Source organism: Nitrospira calida (assembly GCF_976986435.1).
Genome location: NZ_OZ335950.1, coordinates 2,867,482 through 2,888,622, shown reverse-complemented (window position 1 = coordinate 2,888,622; position 21,141 = coordinate 2,867,482). Strand labels below are relative to the sequence as shown.

General features: G+C 60.5%; 11 protein-coding genes. 7 read left to right on the top strand and 4 right to left on the bottom strand.

What is annotated here, in order from left to right; translation table 11 throughout:
• Positions 1-180 precede the first annotated feature (180 nt).
• A complete protein-coding gene (locus ACWHTU_RS14160; protein WP_447860026.1) occupies positions 181-507 on the bottom strand; it encodes a heavy-metal-associated domain-containing protein in 327 nt (108 codons plus the stop codon).
• Positions 508-799: 292 nt separating this feature from the next.
• On the opposite strand from ACWHTU_RS14160, the gene ACWHTU_RS14155 reads away from it, so the two are divergent.
• Positions 800-1,444, top strand: a complete 645-nt coding sequence (locus ACWHTU_RS14155) for a hypothetical protein (protein WP_447860025.1) — start codon at positions 800-802, stop codon at positions 1,442-1,444.
• A 150-nt stretch (positions 1,445-1,594) separates the two neighbouring features.
• Complete coding sequence (locus ACWHTU_RS14150; protein WP_447860024.1) at positions 1,595-3,154, top strand: aKG-HExxH-type peptide beta-hydroxylase; 1,560 nt, start codon at positions 1,595-1,597, stop codon at positions 3,152-3,154.
• Positions 3,155-3,188: 34 nt separating this feature from the next.
• Here ACWHTU_RS14150 and ACWHTU_RS14145 read toward each other — a convergent pair whose 3' ends face one another.
• From ACWHTU_RS14145 to ACWHTU_RS14135, 3 genes are read right to left on the bottom strand one after another with little or no spacing between them, the layout of a single operon-like run.
• Complete coding sequence (locus tag ACWHTU_RS14145) at positions 3,189-3,716, bottom strand: O-methyltransferase (protein ID WP_447860023.1); 528 nt, start codon at positions 3,714-3,716, stop codon at positions 3,189-3,191.
• A gap of 6 nt (positions 3,717-3,722) precedes the next feature.
• A complete protein-coding gene (locus ACWHTU_RS14140; protein WP_447860021.1) occupies positions 3,723-4,820 on the bottom strand; it encodes a PKD domain-containing protein in 1,098 nt (365 codons plus the stop codon).
• 16 nt (positions 4,821-4,836) lie between these two features.
• Positions 4,837-6,654: an APC family permease gene (locus ACWHTU_RS14135; RefSeq protein WP_447860020.1), complete on the bottom strand. Its 1,818-nt coding sequence runs from the start codon at positions 6,652-6,654 to the stop codon at positions 4,837-4,839.
• 206 nt (positions 6,655-6,860) lie between these two features.
• Between ACWHTU_RS14135 and ACWHTU_RS14130 the strand changes: the two genes are divergently transcribed.
• The 5 genes from ACWHTU_RS14130 to ACWHTU_RS14110 all read left to right on the top strand — a co-directional run bounded on the left by ACWHTU_RS14130 (position 6,861) and on the right by ACWHTU_RS14110 (position 21,074).
• Positions 6,861-8,933, top strand: a complete 2,073-nt coding sequence (locus ACWHTU_RS14130) for an ATP-binding protein (RefSeq protein ID WP_447860019.1) — start codon at positions 6,861-6,863, stop codon at positions 8,931-8,933.
• Positions 8,934-8,977: 44 nt separating this feature from the next.
• The gene (locus tag ACWHTU_RS14125) at positions 8,978-10,453 is read left to right on the top strand and encodes a sigma-54-dependent transcriptional regulator (RefSeq protein WP_447860017.1); all 1,476 of its coding nucleotides are present in this window, start codon (positions 8,978-8,980) and stop codon (positions 10,451-10,453) included.
• A 523-nt stretch (positions 10,454-10,976) separates the two neighbouring features.
• Positions 10,977-14,414 carry a molybdopterin-dependent oxidoreductase gene (locus tag ACWHTU_RS14120; RefSeq protein WP_447860016.1) on the top strand — a complete coding sequence of 1,146 codons (3,438 nt, stop codon included), beginning with the start codon at positions 10,977-10,979 and terminating at the stop codon, positions 14,412-14,414.
• A gap of 107 nt (positions 14,415-14,521) precedes the next feature.
• Positions 14,522-15,811, top strand: a complete 1,290-nt coding sequence (locus tag ACWHTU_RS14115; RefSeq protein ID WP_447860015.1) for a 4Fe-4S dicluster domain-containing protein — start codon at positions 14,522-14,524, stop codon at positions 15,809-15,811.
• 397 nt (positions 15,812-16,208) lie between these two features.
• A complete protein-coding gene (locus ACWHTU_RS14110) occupies positions 16,209-21,074 on the top strand; it encodes a multicopper oxidase domain-containing protein (protein ID WP_447860014.1) in 4,866 nt (1,621 codons plus the stop codon).
• The last annotated feature ends 67 nt before the right edge of the window (positions 21,075-21,141 follow it).

The following is a 21,141-nucleotide window of genomic DNA, read 5'->3' as shown; positions in this document are numbered from 1 at the left end:
CCAGGGATTATGGTTACGGAGGACTTCATCGATATGACGGACGGGAGTGGTTCGACGTGGCGGCGGGGCTGGCGTTGCGTGAACTACGGAAATCTGGTCGATCGCGTCATCGCTCAATACCGCGCGATCCAAGCGTCCTGTCGGCGTCCGTTCGTATGGCCGTCGCCGGGTGACGGACTCCTACTTCATCACCTCAGCTTTGCAATGCCACCCGTCGCCTTTCAGCGCGTTGACGGCAGCGGTGAGTTGCTCGGGTTTCACCTTGCCTAGGTCGGCGGTGACGATCGCGTGACCCTTCATGCTTTTGAGATCGACTGCCGTCACACCCGCGATCTTCCTCAACGCTGATTCGACCTCGCCCTTATACAAATCGCAGAACTTGCCTCCCAGCATCAACGTGACCTTATGTGGATCGGCGCCAAGGACCGAGAACTCCGCCAATCCGAGTGCGAATAGCCCCGCAAGCCCAGCGATCCATCTCCTCATGTTCTGGTGTTTGCCCCGCATTATCGAGCACCTCCTTCGTGATCGACTTCCAACAGACGACGGCAGTGATCTTATCGTACTCGACGCCTTGCGCAAAAGGGGCGGGAGTGTTCAAAGATCGTTCATCGCTGTGCGTTCTAGGTCCTGTCAAGGCCCTTTCGTTGTCAGGTTCCTGCCATGCCGGCGGAGCTTTCACCCAGGAAATGAGGGGGGTTAGGCATGAAGACCGGAAACGCGATCTTACCGGCACCCGACTTGCTCATGTTTAGAAATGGAAGACGAGACAATGAGAGTCTGGGCCAACAAGATACCGATGCCTATTGCAGCGTTGGGTGTCTATGTCTGCTTACAAGGGTGCTTGCCAGCCGCCTGGGTTGTGATGGTGGGAGTTGATGTGGCAAGAAGCGGTGATGTGGAATTCCTGCCCTTCGAGCATTCCTGGATGGCTTCCCACGATGCGTCGCAGTCGGCGCCGAGACCGGTGACCAGCATCGCAGTGGTGCCCTTTGATGGGGACCGCGAGATGGCGAGCCGGTTCTCCAGCGTGCTCGAAATACAGGCCGGGCTTACAGTCATCGGTCCGACTCAAGTGGCTGACTACCATCGGGAACCTAGCGCCTGGGCATTCGAAGAGGAGCGGGCACGCGAGGCAGCGCGCGCGATTAGCCGGGAGTTACAGGTGGAGGGCGTGCTGTTCGGCCATGTCCAAACCGTCCGGCCGCTTCATCCCAGCGATTGGGGATGGAGCGAACGCGAAGAGAAGCGATTGTACCTCTATCTGACCGACGCTCAAGGTGCGCTGGTCTGGAAAGACGAGTTGCCCTTCACCGTCGTCAAAGGCGCGAAACCTCCACTGGAAGAGGCGGTGCGAGGGCGTCTCGCCACGCATTTCATGGCCCACGCGGATGAATTGGGACTCGATGACCTCTGGGCAACCCGCAAAAGACCCGATTCCTGATCCCCTCCGGCAAGATCGTGCTTCTTCGTTATCGGTCGTTCTCCTGAGCTTGTCGTTGTCGGCTCTTGCCCCTCGCCAAAGTCTCCGGTAGAGTCCGGTCATTTCGCGCCAGAGACGGTCGGGCGTTCGCCGTCAGAGCCCGTATGGTTCATGGAACTGTTCGATCAGCGGTTCTTAGACGCACTCCTTCGAGAATTCCGCGAGACCATGCGGAAGCTTCTGGGCGATCTGTGCGATGATCTGGAACAGCATTATGTGCGAGCGACGGCCTCGCTGGGCCTGCCGGTCGGCTACTTCAGGTTGGTCGGCGCCTCGCTGCCGCAGGAGAGTTTTTCCGGCTGGAAGGTTGTGGGCTGGATCGAGGAACTCAATGACTTGGTCTACTTCATCGATCTCCAAGAACAGCTTGAACGTGAGCAGGATCCCCGCGGGTTCGCCGAGGCCTTTTTCGCGGAGTGCGAAGAGCAGTTCTACGAGAACAGTTACAAGGACGAGTTGTTCCCGACCGGCCTCCCGCAAGCTCGAGGCTTTTCCAGCCGACTCTCCAGGCTCTGTACAAAACTAGCGCAGCACGTGACCCAAGAGGCCCTTTTCCTGGTACCGGGCTTGCCCTGTGCCTGGCTTCGCCGCACGGGCCGGCGGGTGTGGCGGGTGCCCTGCGACCTGAGTCCGGACTTTGAGCAGGGTGTGGGAAGAGGATGCCTGTCCGTCGGTCTCGATGGTGCCTTCTGTCAGCTTCCGAGATTGCTGCCACGCCCGCTTTTAGGTCCTTGGCGCAAGGCCATGTGGTGGGTCAGGCCGTCCGGCATCTGTCTGCAAATCGGCCGCGACGAGTTTCCGGTTCTTGACTATGGATCGTCCCTCCGATGGAGATGGACGTACCATCCTCCTGAACCCGTTTCGGGCGCTCGAACCGGGAAACTCACCATCGGGCCGTCGCTGATCTACAGCAAGGACAAGGTTCCGATTCGGATCGGTGCCACGCCGGCCGATTTCCCGCCGCGCGTCCAGCAGGCGCTCGCGATTTTGGAACAAGCTTGGCCCGAAGGAGCCGGGCTTTTTGCGGCGCTGACCTCCCGTCTCGTTCCGCTTCGAGCGCGTGGGGTCGTCAGTTTCAGCTATCGCCATCGACCCGGTCTGTCATTCATCAACTGCTTCGATCGCGACGATCTCGATCTGATCGACGATCTGATCCATGAGAACAGCCACCATCATCTCAATTTGTTGTTGCGGAAGTATGTGCTCTACCGCGGCGACCGCAATCTAGAAATGTTTTACTCACCCTGGCGGAGAAGTCTCCGGCCGATCCGCGGTATCCTGCACGCCGCCTTTACCTTCACAATGGGCGCGATGCTGTTCGAACGGCTGTCGTCATGGGCCTCCGGTGTCGACAATCAAGCGCTACGGCGAGTTGGATTGAGCGCTAGGGACGTTCTCCGTGCCCGCTTTCGCTGCCTGGAGGAAATTGAGTCAGTCCGGTATTCGATCCAGGACCTGGAATATGCTGCCCGGCGTCTGGGCTGGCTCACCGGTTCGGGCAAGCGTTTGGTCGCGATGCTGGCGGCGGAAATCAGCAAGGTCGAGCGGAAGATGATGCCCTATAAACAAGCCGTGCTTCGCTCGAAGTACGGCCCCGCGCTTCGCCGCCATGTGAAGGAATTGCGTCGCGCCCGCAAAACTTACGGGCCCGTTCGATTGCGCGAGGTGTAACGGCTGATCCGAATAGGTTGCCGTCCGGTTGTCGTCATCCCGCCGCTTCGCCCATCCGGTTCACGACCAGGACGCCGTCGCGGACTCTCATCAACTCGGCGCTGATCCGAGGGTCGGATTCGGTGAGACGGGCAAGTTCCTGAATCGCGGCGATCGCAGGGTCCTGCCCCGGATCGACGGGTCCCAAGGCCATGCCTTGGGTGTTGTCCATGAGCAGTATTCCGTTCGGGGCGAGCAGTTCTAAGGCCCGGTGATAGTAGCGCACGTAGTTCCGCGTGTCCGCGTCGATGAAAATCAGGTCGAACGGACCGGTCACGTTGCGCAGCGTCTCCAAGGCCGGGCCTACCAGCACCTCGACCTTCCGCCCGTGCGGGCTTCGCCCCAGGCGCTTGCGGGCGAGCATGGCGAAGCCGGCGTTGATCTCGCAAGTCAGGACCGTGCCGTCATCCGGCAGCATTTCCGCCATCGCCAGCGCGCTAGTGCCGTCCCCTGTGCCGATTTCCAGCACGCGGCGGGCACGGATTTTCTGGACCATTGCCTTGAGAAAGGCGGGATCCTTCATGCGATTTTACGGTTCCACAATCACATCTACATACGCTGGCAGACTGTCCGCGCCTTTCTTGTCCGTGACCTTCAGCCGGAAACGGAACAGTTTGGGTTCGGAGACTAACGGAGCGACGAACGAGGCTTTGGGCATGTTAAGGTCCAGGAGCGGGACCTTGCTCCCGCGGACTTGGCTCCAGGTGTAGAAGAGGGCTTCGCCTTCCGGGTCTCGGCTGTTGAGTCCGTTCAGCTCCACCTTGGTGCCGGATTTGACCCGCCGGTTCGGTCCCGGAATTGCGATCGGCGGTTCATTCGGTTCCTCGCCGACTTCGACGGAAACATCCAAGGAGGCCTGCTTCCCGCGGTTCGTCACCGTGATGGTCGTCTTACCGTTTCCCACGATCTTGAGCAATCCGTCCTGCAAGACTTGGATGACCTTCTCATTCGACGAATGATAGGTCGTCCCGGTGGCGGGGGACGTGAGTGGTCTCGTCACCCCGTCGGCGAATTCGCCGACCACCGGCAGTTCGAAAATCTTTCCCGGCACATCCACCTGTCCGTAGGTGACGACCTGCCCCTTTCGACCAAGGATCAACGGCTTCTCGGTTTCGAAATCAATGGCTTTCAGCTCAGCCTCGGGCTCGACGTTGACAATGATCTCATCGAAGACGGTACGGGTGCCGAGCCGCCCGCGCGACACTTCGGCAACGGCGAGGAGTCGCATGGGGCCGATGGCCTCCGGAGGGACTTTCAGGGCGCCGCCGAATGGGGGGGTGCTGTCGGCAGTGGAGGTCAACGTGGCCACCGCGACCACGTTGGCGAACACGCTTTCTTTTTGGAAGAACCGATCGTCGGCGATCTTCTCTTGGGTGGGCGGGCCCGATCGCTCGACTTCGTCCTGTTGCACCAGAGTTTCGTCGTTCTCGCGATACCAAAAGTATCGGACCTTCACAATCCCGGGGTCCGAGCCGACGTCGACTTTGGCGGTCACCGTCTGCCCGGATTTCAGGGTGCTGTTTTCCTTCGGCTCCACGATCTTGAAGGCCCACACCGGCGAAGCGATCACGACCTGCAAGGCGACAGCCGTCGCGATGGCTCCGGGGCCGCCGATGAGTCTGGTCATGGTTGTTCTCCTTATTTCATCGTTCCAGGTGGAACGGGACGTCGGTCAAGATGACGCGTTCCTTGAACAGCAGTGCGGCCTTCAGCATCAACGCCCGTTGATTGTGCAGGATATTCTGCCACCACCGCGCCGGCAAGATCTCCGGGATCACGACAGTGACCCACCCTTCGGGATCTTTCTGCAACAGTTCCTCGATGTAGTCCAACAGCGGCTTGAGAATCGAACGGTACGGCGACGGAAGCACGACCAACGGAATGCCACAGCCCCACTGTGCCCATTGGATCTCCACTTTGGCGGTCTCTTCCTTGTCCACGTCCACCAGGACGGCCCGGATGTCGCCTCCTCGGCTTCGCGCATAGTCCAAGGCCCGCACCACGGCTCGATTCACCCCGCTGATCGGGATGATCACCGTATTACGCCGTGGCTGCGGGGGCCGATGATCACGACCCAGGCTGACTTGCTCCGCAACGGCTTTGTAGTGAGCATGCACGGACCGGAACCAGGCGATCAACACGGGCAATAACACAATGACGATCCAAGCGCCGTGCAGAAACTTGGTGCTGGCGATGATGAGAGTGGCTAGGCCCGTGGCCACAGCGCCGACTCCGTTGACGAGCAGTTTCTTACGCCAATGAGGGCCTTTTTTCACAAGCCAGCGGCGAACCATCCCGGCCTGCGAAAGGGTAAAGGACAAAAACACTCCGACGGCATAGAGCGGGATCAGCGCATGGGTTTCGCCTTTGAAGAGGATGATCAGCAGGCAGGAGAAGAAGCCCAGGATGATGATCCCGTTGGAAAAGACAAGCCGGTCACCCATGAGGGCCATCTGGTGCGGCATGTATCCGTCGCGGGCTAGAAGGGAGGCCAGACGAGGGAATCCGTTGAAACTGCTGTTGGCGGCTAAGATCAAGATGAGCATGGTGGAAGCTTGAACAAGGTAATAGAGCGGACTGGTGCCGAATGTCGCGCGGGCAATCTGGGAGACTACCGTTTCATTCTCTTTAGGGAGCACGCCGAAGGAGTACGCCAGCGCGCTGATGCCGATGAACATGGTGCCCAGAATCGCGGCCATCGCGGCCATGGTGATCGCCGCGTTCTTCGACTCCGGCCGTTTGAACGCCGGAACGCCGTTTGAGATCACTTCGATGCCGGTGAGAGCGGCGCAGCCGGATGAGAACGCCCGTAGCAGGAGAAAGAGCGACAAGCCTTCGATGACCGACCCGGCCCCACGCTCCGGAAACACACGGACGGCCTGACCGAACAGGATCTGGAAACTTCCGGCAGCCAGCATGAGAAAAATCGCACCGATGAATAAATAAGTCGGGACGGCGAAAATCCGGCCGGATTCGCGGACCCCACGGAGGTTGATAATCAGCACGACCAGGATTGCCAGGAGGCATAAGGCTTCACGATGCGGAAAGAGTGATGGAACAGCGGACGTGACCGCCGCGATGCCCGCCGCCACGCTCACCGCGACGGTCAAAACATAGTCGATCATGAGGGCGGCGGCGGCTGTCAGACCAGGCCACTCGCCCAGGTTCGACTTGGCCACGATGTAAGCCCCGCCTCCTTCAGGGTATTCAAAGATAATTTGACGGTAGGAGATGGTGAGGAGGCCCAAGAGCAATACGATGGTCAGACTGATCGGAATCGACCAGGAAACCGCGGCGGATCCGGCCAAGATCAAAACGAGCAGGATTTCTTCGGTCGCATAGGCGACGGAGGAGAGGGCGTCGGAGGAAAAAACAGCCAGCGCGAGAGGGTTGGAAAGCCGTTCATGAACGGCCTGCGTTGTCTTGAGCGGCAGGCCGACCAACACACGCTTGAGCAGCATACCGCCATTATCGCACGAATGGGACGCCAGTTGGCAGAGGCTTTCCGCGGTCGCGGCAGATCAGGGACGGCGGGACGGGGCGAACCTTGACACGTCCCCAAGCGGGTCTTAGGATTTCCCACTGCCCGTGAGACTGTTTCCTCTCTCGTTAGGATGGAGCGTGATCGCGCACACAGCAGACCGTCAATCGCCGAGAGCGTTACGCTATGACCGGTCGGATTCGCGGGTGGTGGGACCGGCTTCGGGTCCAACAGAAGATCTGGGTCGTGTTGCTGGGGCTTTTGATCCCGCTTCTGTCAGCCCTCGAAGTTCATATCTATCTCATTAACCAGCTCCTGTCCGTTCAACAGCAGCGCGAGCAGGTGCTGCTCGCGAATCAACATGTGCAGGTGGTTCAGCGGTTGATCTCTGATTTGGACGAAGCCTTCCACGGCTATGCGCTCACACGACAGCCTGCCTATTTGACCCGCTTCAACGAGACCAACGCCAAGCTCAAGTCTGTTCTCGATAAAAGCCTCGCGCTCGCCGTAGATGCACCGGGATTCAAAGGCGAACTGCGGGCGGTTCAGGAGCGACTGGCCCGGTTCATGGCGGCCAGGCGTCCGCTTGTCGAGCAGCTTCAAGAAGGGCGTGATGACTTCGCCATGACCCACATCCGATCGGGCCGAGGCCTCGTTCTCTCCGAGGAAGTGCGTCTCGATTTGAGGGCCATAGAAGATCGGCTCACCCGCGAGCTTCAGAGACTCGCTGCGCGTTCATCAGGCCTGTCCCGCCGGACGTTCTGGGGGCTGATCCAAGCGGTGATCGGCGGACTGGTGATCGGCGCCCTCGGCGCGCGCCTGCTGGCGAATTCGATCACGAGGCCGCTGGCGCGGCTGCGGGCGTCGGTGGGCGCGTTCGGCCGGGATGTGGATTCAGGACGATGTGCTCCTCCGATCTCGATCCGGTCTTCCGATGAGATCGGCGAATTGGCGCGCGCGTACGAGGAGATGGCCGAACGCATCAGGCGCCATATCCGCGAATTGGAGACCCTCGGCACGATTGGAAACGAAATCAACACCATCAGACCGGACGGGCTCGACGGCGCCCTGAAGCGGATCGCGGATCGCGCCCTGGAATTGATCGACGCGGATGTCTGCCTAGTGATGCTGCGAAACGAACGGATGCAATGCTGGGTGGTGGAAGCCGCCTCCGGAGATTGGAATGATCGACTGCACAAGTCGGTTATGCTGTGGGAAGAATTTCCCACATCCGTGCGGGCCTTCGAAACTCAGCGGCCCGCGGTCGGGGAGGGGCTTCGCGGTGACGATCGACCGGAAGTGATCCGCCGGAATCTGATCGGGGACAGCGAACTCTCGATCCCCTTGCTTGCGCCCGGAGGGCCGTTCGGAGTGCTGGCCCTGATTCGAGAGCACAAGGACACGCGGGGCGCGTGGAACCTGCACTTGGCTCGCGGGCTCGCCGCCGAAGCGGCGCTAGCGATCTCGAACGTGCGCCTGTACGAGGCGGCCTATCAAAGGCAGAAGGACCTTATGGCTCGGCTGCGGCATCTGGAGCATCTGGCCGAAACGTTGGCGCATGATCTGAAAGGACCGGGGGAGCGGATGGAGGGCCTGGCGGCCTTGCTGGCGAAGGAATATCGGGAGCGGCTGGATGAACGCGGCGCCCGCTGGCTTGCCTTGATCGAGCAAAACGGGCGGGAATTGGTGTCGCGCGTCGAGGGGCTTCTGGCAGTGGCGCGGGTCGGCGCCCGTCAAGAGGCGGTCGCGGCGGTCGATCCGGCGCACGCGATCGGCGAGGTCTTGAAAACGAGAGCCTGGGAACTGGAACAACGCTGTGCACGGATCGAGGTGCAAAAAGATCTTCCGCTGGTTGCCTGCCACCGCGCATATCTCCGCCAAGTGTTCGACAACGTCATTTCCAACTCGTTGAAGTTCACTCCCGACGATGCTGCGCCGGACATTGCTATCACGGCCGTGCGCGAGGGACATATGGTCTGCTTTGCAGTCCGCGACCGCGGGGTCGGTATTCCCGTCGACAAGCGCGACAAGGTCTTCGAGCCCTTCGTGCGTCTGCAGGCCGAGGGCGCGAAAGGTAGCGGCATCGGGTTGACGATCGTCAAACGGATCGTCGAACTCTATGGGGGAACAGTCTGGATCGAGTCGAACGAAGGGCCGGGGTGCACGGTCAAATTTACGCTGCCGGTGTTGGGCGAAATCGAGTCCGTCGTCTCCGGTTCGCTTTCGTCGGTGGAGAAACGGCCACGGTCGGGCGACTGACCGTGCCGGCAACAGGTCCGCACAGGTTTTGGGGGGGAGACACGATGGCAAGCATCACCAGCGAACGACGAGCGGTCGCGCATCAGAAAGGGCATGCGCCTTTCACGATCCTGGTCGTCGAAGATGATCCGTCGGACACCGAATTGATCCTGCACGCCCTGGAACAGGCTGAGCTGAAGGCGGTCGAGGGAGATCTGGAAATCGAAGTGCGGGCGACAGCCGAAGGGGCTCTGAAGCTGTTGGAGGAGCGAGCGGTGGATCTCGTACTGACCGACATGGTGTTGCCAGGCATGGACGGGTTGGACTTGGTGTCCAAAATCCAGGACATCGACCGCAACCTGCCGGTGCTCGTGGTGACGAGGATGAATGGTGTGTCGCAGGCCGTCGATGCCATGCGGCGTGGTGCCTATGACTATCTCGTAAAGCCGGTCAATCCTGAAGACCTCGGCATGCGCTTGCATCGGGCCATCCGGATTTCCGAGATCCTGCGGCGCAATTCCATGTACGAGCGCCTCGCGCAGCGAGAGTTGCAGGCCGGCAGTCTGGTCGGCGTGAGTCCGGCTTTCCAGGGGATCATGCGACGCGTGCGGGAAGCTGCACAGGTCCGTTCGACCGTACTGATCACCGGAGAAACCGGCACCGGCAAGGGGTTGATCGCCCGGGCGGTCCACGAACACAGTCGGGAGCGCGACAAACCCTACCAGGTGATCGACTGTACGACCGTGCCGGAAGGTATCATGGAAAGCGAACTGTTCGGCCACGTGCGCGGCGCCTTTACCGGCGCCGTCTCCAACAAGCCCGGTCTGATCGAGCTGGCAAACGGCGGCAGCGTGTTTTTGGATGAAATTGGCGAACTGCCGTTGTCGCTGCAGGCCAAACTGCTGAGGGTGTTGGAAGACAACGAAGTTCGTCCGGTGGGTGGAACGGCGGTGAAGCGGGTCGACATGCGGTTCATCGCGGCGACAAACCAGGATCTCGAAGAGAAAGTGAAACGCGGTGCCTTCCGTGCCGACCTCTATTATCGGCTGGCTGTCGTGCTGATCCGTGTGCCTCCCCTCCGGGAACGTGTCGAGGATATCGCTGTGATTGCCCGGCATCTGCTGGCGCAACTCGGACGGGAAATGGGCAAGCCGCGGTGCTACTTCGATGCCTCTGCGATCGACGCGCTGACCGCCTATCCTTGGCCTGGGAATGTGCGTGAGCTCCGCAATGTCGTCGAACGAGCGGTCATGCTGACCACGGAGGACGTCATCACTGGAAGCCAGATCAACGCGCTCCTGCCCTCGACCAAACCCGATCCAGCCGTCGGTCAGGGTTCGCCCTATATCGCGTTGCCGTACATGGAGGCCAAGAGAAAAGCCATTGCGGATTTCACCAGGAGCTATCTCAAGGCCAAGCTAGCGATGCATGCGGGACTCATTACCAAGGCCGCTGAGAGCAGCGGGATTCCTCGCCAGCATTTTTCCCTCCTCATGAAACAGTATTTGGGGTTATCCGAGTCCGGCGGACAAAACGGCTGACTTTTCCCTTTCCTCCGTGTTCCCAATCCGAGTTCGGTTCGGTGACATGCACGGTGTTAAAATCCGTTCGTATAGCTTCTATGTCGCCGGAACGTGTTTCTCTCGCGTGACGTTGCTCCCGCGCGTCTAGCCATTTCCCAAACATTTTCTTGCCTGATGCGCCGTCGGCCAATGACGAATACGAAAATATGCGTTGTCTAAGTGCTTCAACTGTAAGAGCGTTTTGATCGCGGAGGCAATGGAGGCATAAATGCATATGCGCGGCAGGACGAGATGCTCTGCAAACCGGCCGTGTCACCAGCGCCAGGTATTGAGAAAAATATTTGGTATGTCAACCGCTTAGGAGTTTCCTCGGCAAAGCGACAGGAAACCAGCTTGGAGTGGCAACAACCTTGCTCCATGGGATGATGCCTTTGTTGTGTGCTGATTCGGGAACGAAAAAAGGAGGTGATGGACTGGGGCGAGAAGGAAAGCACGTCCGTGAGAGCATGAGTCATGGTCTTTAAAGCAGGAGGTATTCACGATGTTTCTCTCAAGAAGGCAATTTCTCAAAGTCTCGGCGGGGACGGTCGCCGCGGCGGCCCTGGCCGACAAGGCCTTGGCCTTGACGGCCCTGCAGCCGGTCATCGAGGTCGGCAACCCCCTGGGCGAGTATCCCGATCGGTCCTGGGAGCGGGTCTATCACGACCAGTACCGCTATGACTCCTCGTTCACCTGGTGCTGCTCCCCCAACGACACCCACGGCTGCCGTGTGCGCGCCTTCGTCCGCAACGGCGTCGTCATGCGGGTAGAGCAGAACTACGACCACCAGACCTACGAGGACCTCTACGGCAACCGCGGCACCTTCGCCCATAACCCTCGGATGTGCTTGAAGGGCTATACCTTCCACCGGCGGGTGTACGGCCCCTATCGGCTGAAAGGGCCCCTGATGCGCAAGGGGTGGAAGGAATGGATGGACGCCGGGGCACCGGAACTCACGCCACAGGTGAAGAGCAAGTACAAGTTCGACGCCCGCTACCTGGACGACATGCTGCGGGTGTCCTGGGACACGGCCTTCACGTATGTCGCCAAGGCCGTCATCCTGATCGCCCAGCGCTACAGCGGCGAGGCGGGAGCGCGGCGGCTGCGCGAGCAGGGCTATCCGCCGGAGATGATCGAGATGATGAAGGGCGCGGGGGTCCGCTGCTTCAAGCATCGGGCGGGCATGCCAGTGCTCGGCATCATCGGCAAGATGATGAACACGCGCTTCAACGGCGGGGTATTGCCGCTGGTGGATAGTTGGATCCGGAAAGTGGGGCCGGACCGGGCGCAGGGGGGCAAGTATTACTCGAACTACACCTGGCACGGCGACCAGGACCCCAGCCAGCCCTGGTGGAACGGGACCCAGAACTGCGATGTCGACCTCAGCGATATGCGCTTCAGCAAGCTGAACACGAGCTGGGGCAAGAACTTCGTCGAGAACAAGATGCCGGAAGCCCACTGGAAGCTGGAATCCATCGAGCGCGGTTGCCGGATCGTCGTGATCACGCCGGAGTACAACCCCGTGGCTTACCGGGCGGATTACTGGATTCCGCTTCGGCCGCAGACCGACGCGGCGAACTTCCTGGGCGCCTGCAAGATCATCCTCGATGAGAACATGCAGGACATCGACTATATCAAGAGCCAGACCGATATGCCCTTGCTGGTCCGCACGGACACGTTGCAGTACCTCGACCCGCGGGACGTGATCGAGAACTACCAGTTCCCGGATTTCTCCCGAAGTTACTCGGGCCGGGTGCAGTCGCTCAAGCCGGAGCAGATCGAGCGGCTCGGCGGCTTCATGGTGTGGGATCTGAACAAGAACCAGGCGGTCCCCCTGCACCGGGAGCAGGTTGGCTGGCACTATTTCAAGAGCGGCATTGAGGCGGCCCTCACCGGCACCTACCGGGTGAAGCTGCTCAACGGCCGCGAAGTGGACGTGATGCCGATCTACCAGCTGTATCAGGTACACCTCCAGGACTATGACCTGGATACGGTGCATCAGATTACCCGGTCGCCCAAGGACCTGATCGTGCGGTGGGCGCGGGACAGCGGGACGGTGAAGCCGGCGGCCATGCACAACGGCGAAGGCGTCTGCCACTACTTCCACTGCACGGAGATGGGTCGCGCGGCGGCGCTGGTGCTGACCCTGACAGGCAACATCGGCAAGTTCGGGGCGGGCTGCCACACCTGGTCGGGCAACTACAAGGCGGGCATCTGGAACGCCACGCCCTGGTCTGGCGCCGGGTTGGCGGTGCATACGGGCGAGGACCCCTTCAATCAGACCCTCGACCCCAACGCCCACGGCAAGGAGATCAAGACCAAGTCGTACTACTATGGCGAGGAAGTCGGCTACTGGAACCATGGCGACACGGCCTTGATCGTCAACACGCCCAAGTACGGCCGCAAGGTGTTCACCGGCAAGACCCACATGCCCAGCCCCTCGAAGGTACGGTGGGTCACCAACGTGAACATTCTGAACAACTCCAAGCACCACTACGACATGGTCAAGAACGTCGATCCGAACATCGAGATGATCGTGACCCAGGACATCGAGATGACCTCCGACGTGAACCATGCGGACGTGGCGTTTGCGTGTAACAGTTGGATGGAGTTCACCTATCCGGAGATGACGGCCACGGTGAGCAACCCGTGGTTCCAGATCTGGAAGGGGGGGATCCGGCCGCTGTACGACACGCGCAACGACGCGGACACGTTTGCGGGCGTGGCGGCGAAGCTGACGGAGATGACCGGCGATCCACGGATGCGCCAGGTCTTCCACTTCGTCTACATGAACCGCGTAGACGTGTACGTACAACGGCTACTGGACGCCAGTTGTACCGCGTACGGCTACAACGCGGACGTGATGCTGAAGTCGGAGAAGGGCTGGATGGTGATGACCCGCACTTATCCGCGGCATCCGCTCTGGGAGGAGACGAACGAGTCGAAGCCCCAGTGGACGCGGTCGGGGCGGATCGAAACCTACCGGGTGGAGCCGGAGGCCATCGAGTACGGCGAAAACTTCGTCGTGCACCGCGAAGGCACCGAGGCCACGCCCTATCTCCCGAACGCGATCTTCAGCACCAACCCGTTCATCCGGCCGGACGACTACGGCATTCCGATCACCGCCCAGCACCATGACGACAAGCATGTCCGCAACCTGCGGCTGCCGTGGCAGGAGATCAAGCGGCATGCCAACCCGTTGTGGGAGAAGGGGTATCAGTTCTACTGCGTCACCCCCAAGACCCGGCATCGGGTGCACAGCCAGTGGTCGGTCAACGACTGGGTGCAGATGTACGAGTCGAACTTCGGCGATCCCTACCGCATGGACAAGCGGACGCCGGGGGTCGGCGAGCACCAGTTGCACATCAACCCGCAGGCGGCCAAGGACCGCGGCATCAACGACGGCGACTACGTGTACGTGGACGGCAACCCGGTGGACCGGCCCTATCGCGGCTGGAAGCCCTCGGATCCCTACTACAAGGTCGCCCGCTTGATGATCCGCTGCAAGTACAACCCAGCCTTCCCGTACCACGTGACGATGGCGAAACACGCGCCGTACGTGGCGACGGCGAAGTCGGTGAAGGGGCACGAGACGCGGCCGGACGGCCGGGCGATCGCGGTGGATACCGGCTATCAGTCGAACTTCCGCTACGGCGCCCAGCAGTCGTTCACCCGGTCGTGGCTGATGCCGATGCACCAGACGGACAGCCTGCCGGGCAAGCACGCCATCGCCTGGAAGTTCAAGTGGGGCTATGCGATCGACCACCATGCGGTCAACACGACGCCGAAGGAGTGCCTCATCCGCATCACCAAGGCGGAGGACGGCGGCATCGGCGCCCGAGGGCCGTGGGAGCCGGTGCGCACGGGCTTCACCCCGGGCCAGGAGAACGAGTTCATGATCAAGTGGCTCAAGGGGGAGCATATCAAGATCAAGGTGTAGGCCCATGACCCGAGTTCCGGGCCCTGTCGCCCGCAAGGGGACGGGGCCCCGGAGCCGGGACCGGGTGGCGGAGGACGGATCACGGATCACGGAAAACGGAGGACACTATGCCGGAAGTCTATAACTGGCAACTGGGCCGCAAGATGCTCTATCCCTACGAGGAGCGGCATCCGAAGTGGCAGTTTGCCTTTGTGTTCAACATCAATCGCTGTCTGGCCTGCCAGACCTGCTCGATGGCGGACAAGAGCACCTGGCTGTTCAGCAAGGGGCAGGAGTACATGTGGTGGAACAACGTGGAGACCAAGCCCTACGGCGGGTATCCCCAGTTCTACGACGTGAAGATCACGCAACTGATCGAGCAGGTCAACCCGGGGGGCCAGGTGTGGAACGTGCGGGTGGGCCGCAAGCACCATGCGCCCTACGGGGTGTTCGAAGGGATGACGATCTTCGACGCCGGGGCCAAGGTGGGCCAGGCGGCCATCGGTTACATCCCGACGGACCAGGAGTGGCGGTTCGTCAACATCTATGAGGACACGGCCACCTCGATGCGGGCCATCGTGGAAGGCATCGACAAGTCGGGGTTCTCGCGGGACGAACCGTGGAAGCTGACCGGCAGCAGCCTGCCGGAGCATGAGACCTTCTTCTTCTACCTGCAGCGGATCTGCAACCACTGCACGTATCCGGGCTGTTTGGCGGCCTGCCCGCGCAAGGCCATCTACAAGCGGCCGGAGGACGGCATCGTGTTGATCGACCAGAACCGCTGCCGGGGCTACAAGAAGTGCGTGGAGCAGTGCCCCTACAAGAAGCCGATGTACCGGGGCACGACGCGGGTGAGTGAGAAGTGCATCGCCTGCTATCCGCGCATCGAGGGCAAGGACCCGCTGACGGGTGGCGAGCCGATGGAGACCCGCTGCATGGCGGCCTGCGTGGGCAAGATCCGCCTGCAGAGCCTGGTGCGCATCGGCGAGGACGGCCTGTGGGCGGAGGACCGCTGGCACCCCTTGTATTTCGCCATCCGCGTGGAGCAGGTGGCCCTGCCCCTGTACCCGCAGTGGGGCACCGAGCCCAATGGGTTCTATATCCCACCCCGCCATGCGCCGCGGGGCTACACGCGGCAGATGTTCGGGCCAGGGGTGGACAACGCGATCGAGAAGTACCTGGTGCCGAGCCGGGAACTGTTGGCGGTGCTGCAACTGTGGCGGGCCAGCCAGCAGATCATCTTCCGCTACGACGTCATTCCGGGCCCGAAGGTGTTTGAGACCCAGATCCACGGCAAGCGGTTCGAGATGTACAACGACACCGTGCTGGGCTTCAACAAGTCGGGCAAGGAGGTCGTGCGGCAGCAGGTGGAGGAGCCGATCTACATCCGCCCGGCTGAGCGCGTGAACTGGCTGTAACCCCACGCCGGGTTGTGAAGCCAACACTGAGGAAAGGTCCCTCTCGAGAGGGACCTTTCCGCGACAAAGACTGGGGGCAGGGAGCGGGTGATTCTCCTATGCCCCCTTTCTTTTGCTCATCAGTTGAACTGAACAGCCGTCGCGGCCGCTATCCTCATCTGCCTCATCGCCACGACACCCGTCTTCGCCACGTGGCGTCCGTGACAAAAAATGCACCACCGGATTTTCCCAGTGTTGACACCACAAATCGACCCGAGTATCTTAAACATCCTCCCGGCTTGAGTATGATGCACGGATAGGGTGTCAGGTATGAGTTTCTGCAGCCCGCCAGTCTAAGCGATGTCATCGTGTAACCATCGTCGTTCGTTGTAATTCTATCTTCGAAGGAGGCCGGTCCATGTACCATCACAACGCAGGAATTCATTGCTCAATCCGAGCGCTTAGCGCGCTCGCGGTGGGGGTATTGCTGTGGCTCCCGACGATCGTATCGGCTGAGGTCTCGTCCCGCGGAGGACACGCCGCGGCGCAGCACACCGCCATGGCTCACCAGGTGCCGGCTTGGGCCGAGAAGCTAAAGGGGCAAACCATCGTTGAGGATACGATCGCTGGCAGGCCCGAGCGTGCCGCGATGGTGGAGCAACAGCACCAGCGCATCATGGAGCACATGGCTCATGATCCGCAACTGCAACAGGTCAATACTGGCATGTACAACAACATGTCGATGATGCACCAATACGGCGCTGGCGGACAGGATCTGATGCTGATGTCGGACCCGCGCGTCGAGCCGGTTTCGGCCACGACGAACGGCAAATGCCCTGCCACCGCGCCGGTGAAGTTCTACGATATCTCCGCCATCAACGTCGAAATCACGCTCAACCAGTGGCTGGATTATTATCCTGGCTACATGTACGTGTTGACCGAGAACATCGACAAGGTCCGTGAGGAAGAGGCCAAGAACAAAGAAGCACGGGAGAAAGAGGGCTATGATCCCGGCGCGGTCCTGCCGGGCGTTCAAGCTCAGTGGATCCAGCCGCTCGTGATCCGCGCCAACCAGGGCGACTGCGTCAAAATCAAACTGCAGAACAAGTTGGAAGGCGGCGAGGACGTGAGCCTGCACATCCACGGCTCTAGCATGGTCGTCAGCGCCACCGGCAAGCCGGCGACCACGACCAATCCGGACTCTATCGTCCCCGAAGGCAAGAGCCAGGACTTTGAATGGTACATCCATCCGAGCACGCAGGAAGGCGGACGGCAGTTCCATACCTACGCCAACGATCGCGAATTGACGGTGATGGGCCTGTTCGGCGTGTTTGTCGTGGAGCCCAAGGGATCCGAATATCTCGAACCGCTTGGAACGGGCGATCCTACGCCGGCCAAGAGCGGTTGGCAGGTCATGATTAAGAACGGTACGGGGCCGGACTTCCGCGAGTTCGTACTGATCTACCACGAGGTCGGTGATGAGGCGTTCCGTCCGGTCAATAAGAAAGGCGACTTCCTGCCTCAGCGTGATCCGTTGACGGATGCCTATCGGCCGGGCGGCCGCGCGATCAACTATCGCAGCGAGCCGTTCGGTATCAACAACATGCATGTGCAGCACGAGTACTTCGGGTTCGAGGACGAGTCGATGGGGTACAGTTCCTATACCTTCGGCGACGCGGCCCCCACGATTCCACGGTCTTACCTGGGAGATCCGGCCAAGTTCCGGCTCGTGCACGGAGGGTCCGAAGTGTTCCACTCCCATCACCCGCACGGTGGATCCATTCGGTGGCCGAGGAGCCCGCGGGCGATCGACGACATGCCCCTGTGGGCCACGGCGGTGAACGGCCCGGTGAAGTATCCGGTGATCCGGCACAAAACGGATCGCGTGGATGTTGAAGTGATCGGTCCCTCCGAGGCGCTGGACCTCGAGACGGAGTGCGGATCCGGTCTGTGTCAGCAGTTGGCGGGCGATTTTCTGTTCCACTGCCACGTGGCACATCACTACGTGGCCGGGATGTGGGGGTATTGGCGGGTCTACAACACCTTGCAGGTGGGCGAGTACCGGAATGACACCCTTCCGGATCTTCGGGAGTTGCCAGACCGCAAGGGCCGCATGCTGGTTGGCGTGCCGTCGGACAAGCTGATCGGGACGACGGTCGATTGGTACGGGAAACAATTCAAGATCGTTGAGAAGGGTAAGAGCGATTGGAAATCCAATCCGGCCGTGATCAATATCAAGGACTGGGTGGCGATGCAGTTGCCGCCGCAGGGCAAGCCCGGTCACAAGGACGATGAAATCGGACAGATCAAATCCTATGACGCCACGGTGTTGGACTGGGTCTGGGAAGGCAATCGTGCAATGAGTGAGAAGGAAAGCACGATCGACAATCCCAAGTATAAGTCCACGCATCCGGGGAAGCGGCACCCGATTCTGTTCGAGCCGCGGACCGGAAAAATCGCCTGGCCTCATCTGACGCCGCATTTCGGCAAGCGGGTGATGTTTTCCCCGAATCACGTTGGGGCGCCCTGGCTGGAAATGATCCGCCGGGATGCCGACGGCGAGGAGAGTCTGGATCAGGCGCTCCCGGGAGAAAATGGACGGTGGAGCTTGTGTCCGGAGAACGCCGGCCGCAAGTACTACAATGTCCACTTCATCAAACTGCCGATCAAGATCGCCAAAGCGCAGGGCAAGGAGCCGCCGGTGGTTGATCCGAACGGCTTGATTTACGTTCTGCACGAAGAGGAGGCTGCGATTCGGGCCAATGACGACCTGAAGTACCCGTTGGTGGTGCGCGGCAACATTTATGATTGTGTCGACTGGATGCTTACCAGCGAGTGGGAGGATGACGATTACACGAACTTCCAGTCGTCCAAGATCAACACGCACTGGCACTTCCTGCAGTTCGACAACCAGGCGTCGGACGGCGTAATCACCGGCTTTTCTTACGAGCAGTCGGTTCGGCCGTTCACGATGCTGGAAAAGAAGAATAAAAAGGGGCTGCCCGCACCGATGAACACCGTGTTGACGGCGCCGGCGAAGAAGGGTGCCAAGACCATCACGGTGAAGAATGCGGCGCAGTACCATCCGAACATTCTGATTCTCGTTGGCGCGGACAATGTAAAGGGGAATGAAGTTGCCCGTATCAAGGAGATCAAGGGGAATACCATCACCCTGACCAAAGGGCTGAAGCACGACCATCCGGCGAACGACATCATCACGGTGGAGTTCGTGCGGCAGCGGTTCTGGGTGGATGCCGATGTGGGCACGGTCTTCTGGCACGACCATGCATTTGGCGCCACGACGTGGCCGCATGGCGGATTCGGCACCTTCATCGCCGAGCCGGTCGGATCCACCTATCACGATCCGAAGACCGGCAAAGAAATCCGAAGCGGACCCGTCGCCGACATTCACACGATCGAGCCGGTCGGTCACGGCGTGAACGGCAGTTTCCGGGAACTGATGGTGCAGGTGCATGACACAGTGCCTCATACCGTGAACATCGTGACAGCCGGTAATCCCCCCGGGCAACCCGTCGAAGTAGCGCTTGAAGCGGGTAAGACCGTGTCGTTCATGATGCCGGAGAAGATCTATATGACGCCGATGCCGTTTCTGAACGGCGGGACCCATACCACCGGGAGCGGTCTCAATTTCCGAGCCGGCCCCATCGCGCAGCGATTGGCCAGCAATCCGGAACCGTCCCAGATCTTCAACAGCGCAATCCATGGCGATCCGTACACGCCGCTGCTGCGGGCGTATGTCGGGGATACGCTGGTCTTCCGGCTCTTGCACACGCTCATGAATGAGACCATGACGTGGACGTTGTCGGGACACACCTTCCTGACCGAGCGGTATGCCGGAGATGCGAATCGAAAAAACTCGATTCATATAGGGATTGCTGAGCGGTACGACCTAGTTGTGCCGCAGGCCGGCGGGCCAAGATTGCAGCCAGGTGATTACATTCACTTCAACGGCCGTTCTTCCAAATTCTCCGAAGGAGCCTGGGGCATCCTTCGCGTGTACGACAAGGAACAGCCGGATTTGAAGAAACTGCCGGCCGGATATTCAGGCAAGAATGAGATTCCGAAGCCACTGCCGGTCTGCCCGGCCGATGCGCCGGTGAAGACCTTCAATGTAGTGGCGATGGATTACCCGTCGATGAAGTTCAACCCGAAGGCGCCCGAGGCCATCGAGGTGGACTTCGAACGGAAGATTCTGATCACCAACCCTGACGCGAAAATTTATGCGCTCGAAGAGGATGTCTCCAAGGTCGCCGAGGGCTTGCAACCCATGCCGTTGACCCTTCGGGTGAATGTCGGGGATTGCGTGAAGATCAACCTGAAGAACAAGCTGAAGGCGAGCCGCGCGTCGTTCTCGGCGATCGGATTGGCCTTCGACCCCAAGGACTCGCTGGGTGCAAATGTGGGCAACAACCCTGGCGATCAGACAATCGCGCCGGGCGAGGCCCGTACGTACACGTACTATGCGGACCCGTTCATTGGGGAGACGACATCGTTGGTGTGGGACTGGGGTAACGTGATGCTGAACCCACGCAACGGGTTGTTCGGGGCGATCATCGTCGGACCCAAGGGATCAAAGTACCGCGATCCCAAGACCGGCGCCGATCTCTCGCTCAAAAACGCCTGGGCGGCGGACGTGATCATCGATCGAACGATCCCTGGGAACGAGACTCGTCCGAATTACCGGGATGTAGCGCTTTTCTTCCAGGATGAAGACAACATCATCGGAACCAGCTTCATGCCTTACGTGCAAAACGTGGCAGGGTTGGTCGGGGTCAACTACCGGTCTGAACCGTACAAGTATCGGGAGGAGGCCGGGTGCTCCTTGGGCCGCATTTTCCAGCCTTGCACGGCCGACAAACCTGAGGATCCGGCGACGCCGATCATCGAAGCGCATGCCGGCGATCCGGTCCGGATTCACATTATCGGGGCAAGCAACGAACAGAACGGGATGTTTAGCGTGGAGAAGCACGAATGGCCGATCGAGCCGTACATGCGGGGAGCTGACATGATCAGCGTAGTCGAGTTCTCCGGCTCAGAGGTCCTTGATGCGTTCATCCCGTCGGCGGGTGGCCCGTATCGTCTGGCCGGCGATTATGTGTACAGCAACCAGCGCCTGCCGTACTCGCAGTCGGGACAGTGGGGCTATTTCCGTGTACTGCCGGCGGGGGATCAGCGTCTGCTGCCGCTGGCTGGCGCCGCGCCAGGCGTGAAGAAAGCCGAGACGGAAACACCCGCTCAGGCGGTTCCGGTGGCTTCCAAGTAAATCGAAGCCGCTCGCGTAAGCGATGTCCGAACCAAAAAGGGGGAGCCAAGGCGGCTCCCCCTTTTTC

Excerpts from the sequence above, each read along its gene's own strand:
- ACWHTU_RS14160 (WP_447860026.1), bottom strand. The coding sequence starts at position 507 with ATGCGGGGCAAACACCAGAACATGAGGAGATGGATCGCTGGGCTTGCG.
- ACWHTU_RS14155 (WP_447860025.1), top strand. The coding sequence starts at position 800 with ATGCCTATTGCAGCGTTGGGTGTCTATGTCTGCTTACAAGGGTGCTTG.
- ACWHTU_RS14150 (WP_447860024.1), top strand. The coding sequence starts at position 1,595 with ATGGAACTGTTCGATCAGCGGTTCTTAGACGCACTCCTTCGAGAATTC.
- ACWHTU_RS14145 (WP_447860023.1), bottom strand. The coding sequence starts at position 3,716 with ATGAAGGATCCCGCCTTTCTCAAGGCAATGGTCCAGAAAATCCGTGCC.
- ACWHTU_RS14140 (WP_447860021.1), bottom strand. The coding sequence starts at position 4,820 with ATGACCAGACTCATCGGCGGCCCCGGAGCCATCGCGACGGCTGTCGCC.
- ACWHTU_RS14135 (WP_447860020.1), bottom strand. The coding sequence starts at position 6,654 with ATGCTGCTCAAGCGTGTGTTGGTCGGCCTGCCGCTCAAGACAACGCAG.
- ACWHTU_RS14130 (WP_447860019.1), top strand. The coding sequence starts at position 6,861 with ATGACCGGTCGGATTCGCGGGTGGTGGGACCGGCTTCGGGTCCAACAG.
- ACWHTU_RS14125 (WP_447860017.1), top strand. The coding sequence starts at position 8,978 with ATGGCAAGCATCACCAGCGAACGACGAGCGGTCGCGCATCAGAAAGGG.
- ACWHTU_RS14120 (WP_447860016.1), top strand. The coding sequence starts at position 10,977 with ATGTTTCTCTCAAGAAGGCAATTTCTCAAAGTCTCGGCGGGGACGGTC.
- ACWHTU_RS14115 (WP_447860015.1), top strand. The coding sequence starts at position 14,522 with ATGCCGGAAGTCTATAACTGGCAACTGGGCCGCAAGATGCTCTATCCC.
- ACWHTU_RS14110 (WP_447860014.1), top strand. The coding sequence starts at position 16,209 with ATGTACCATCACAACGCAGGAATTCATTGCTCAATCCGAGCGCTTAGC.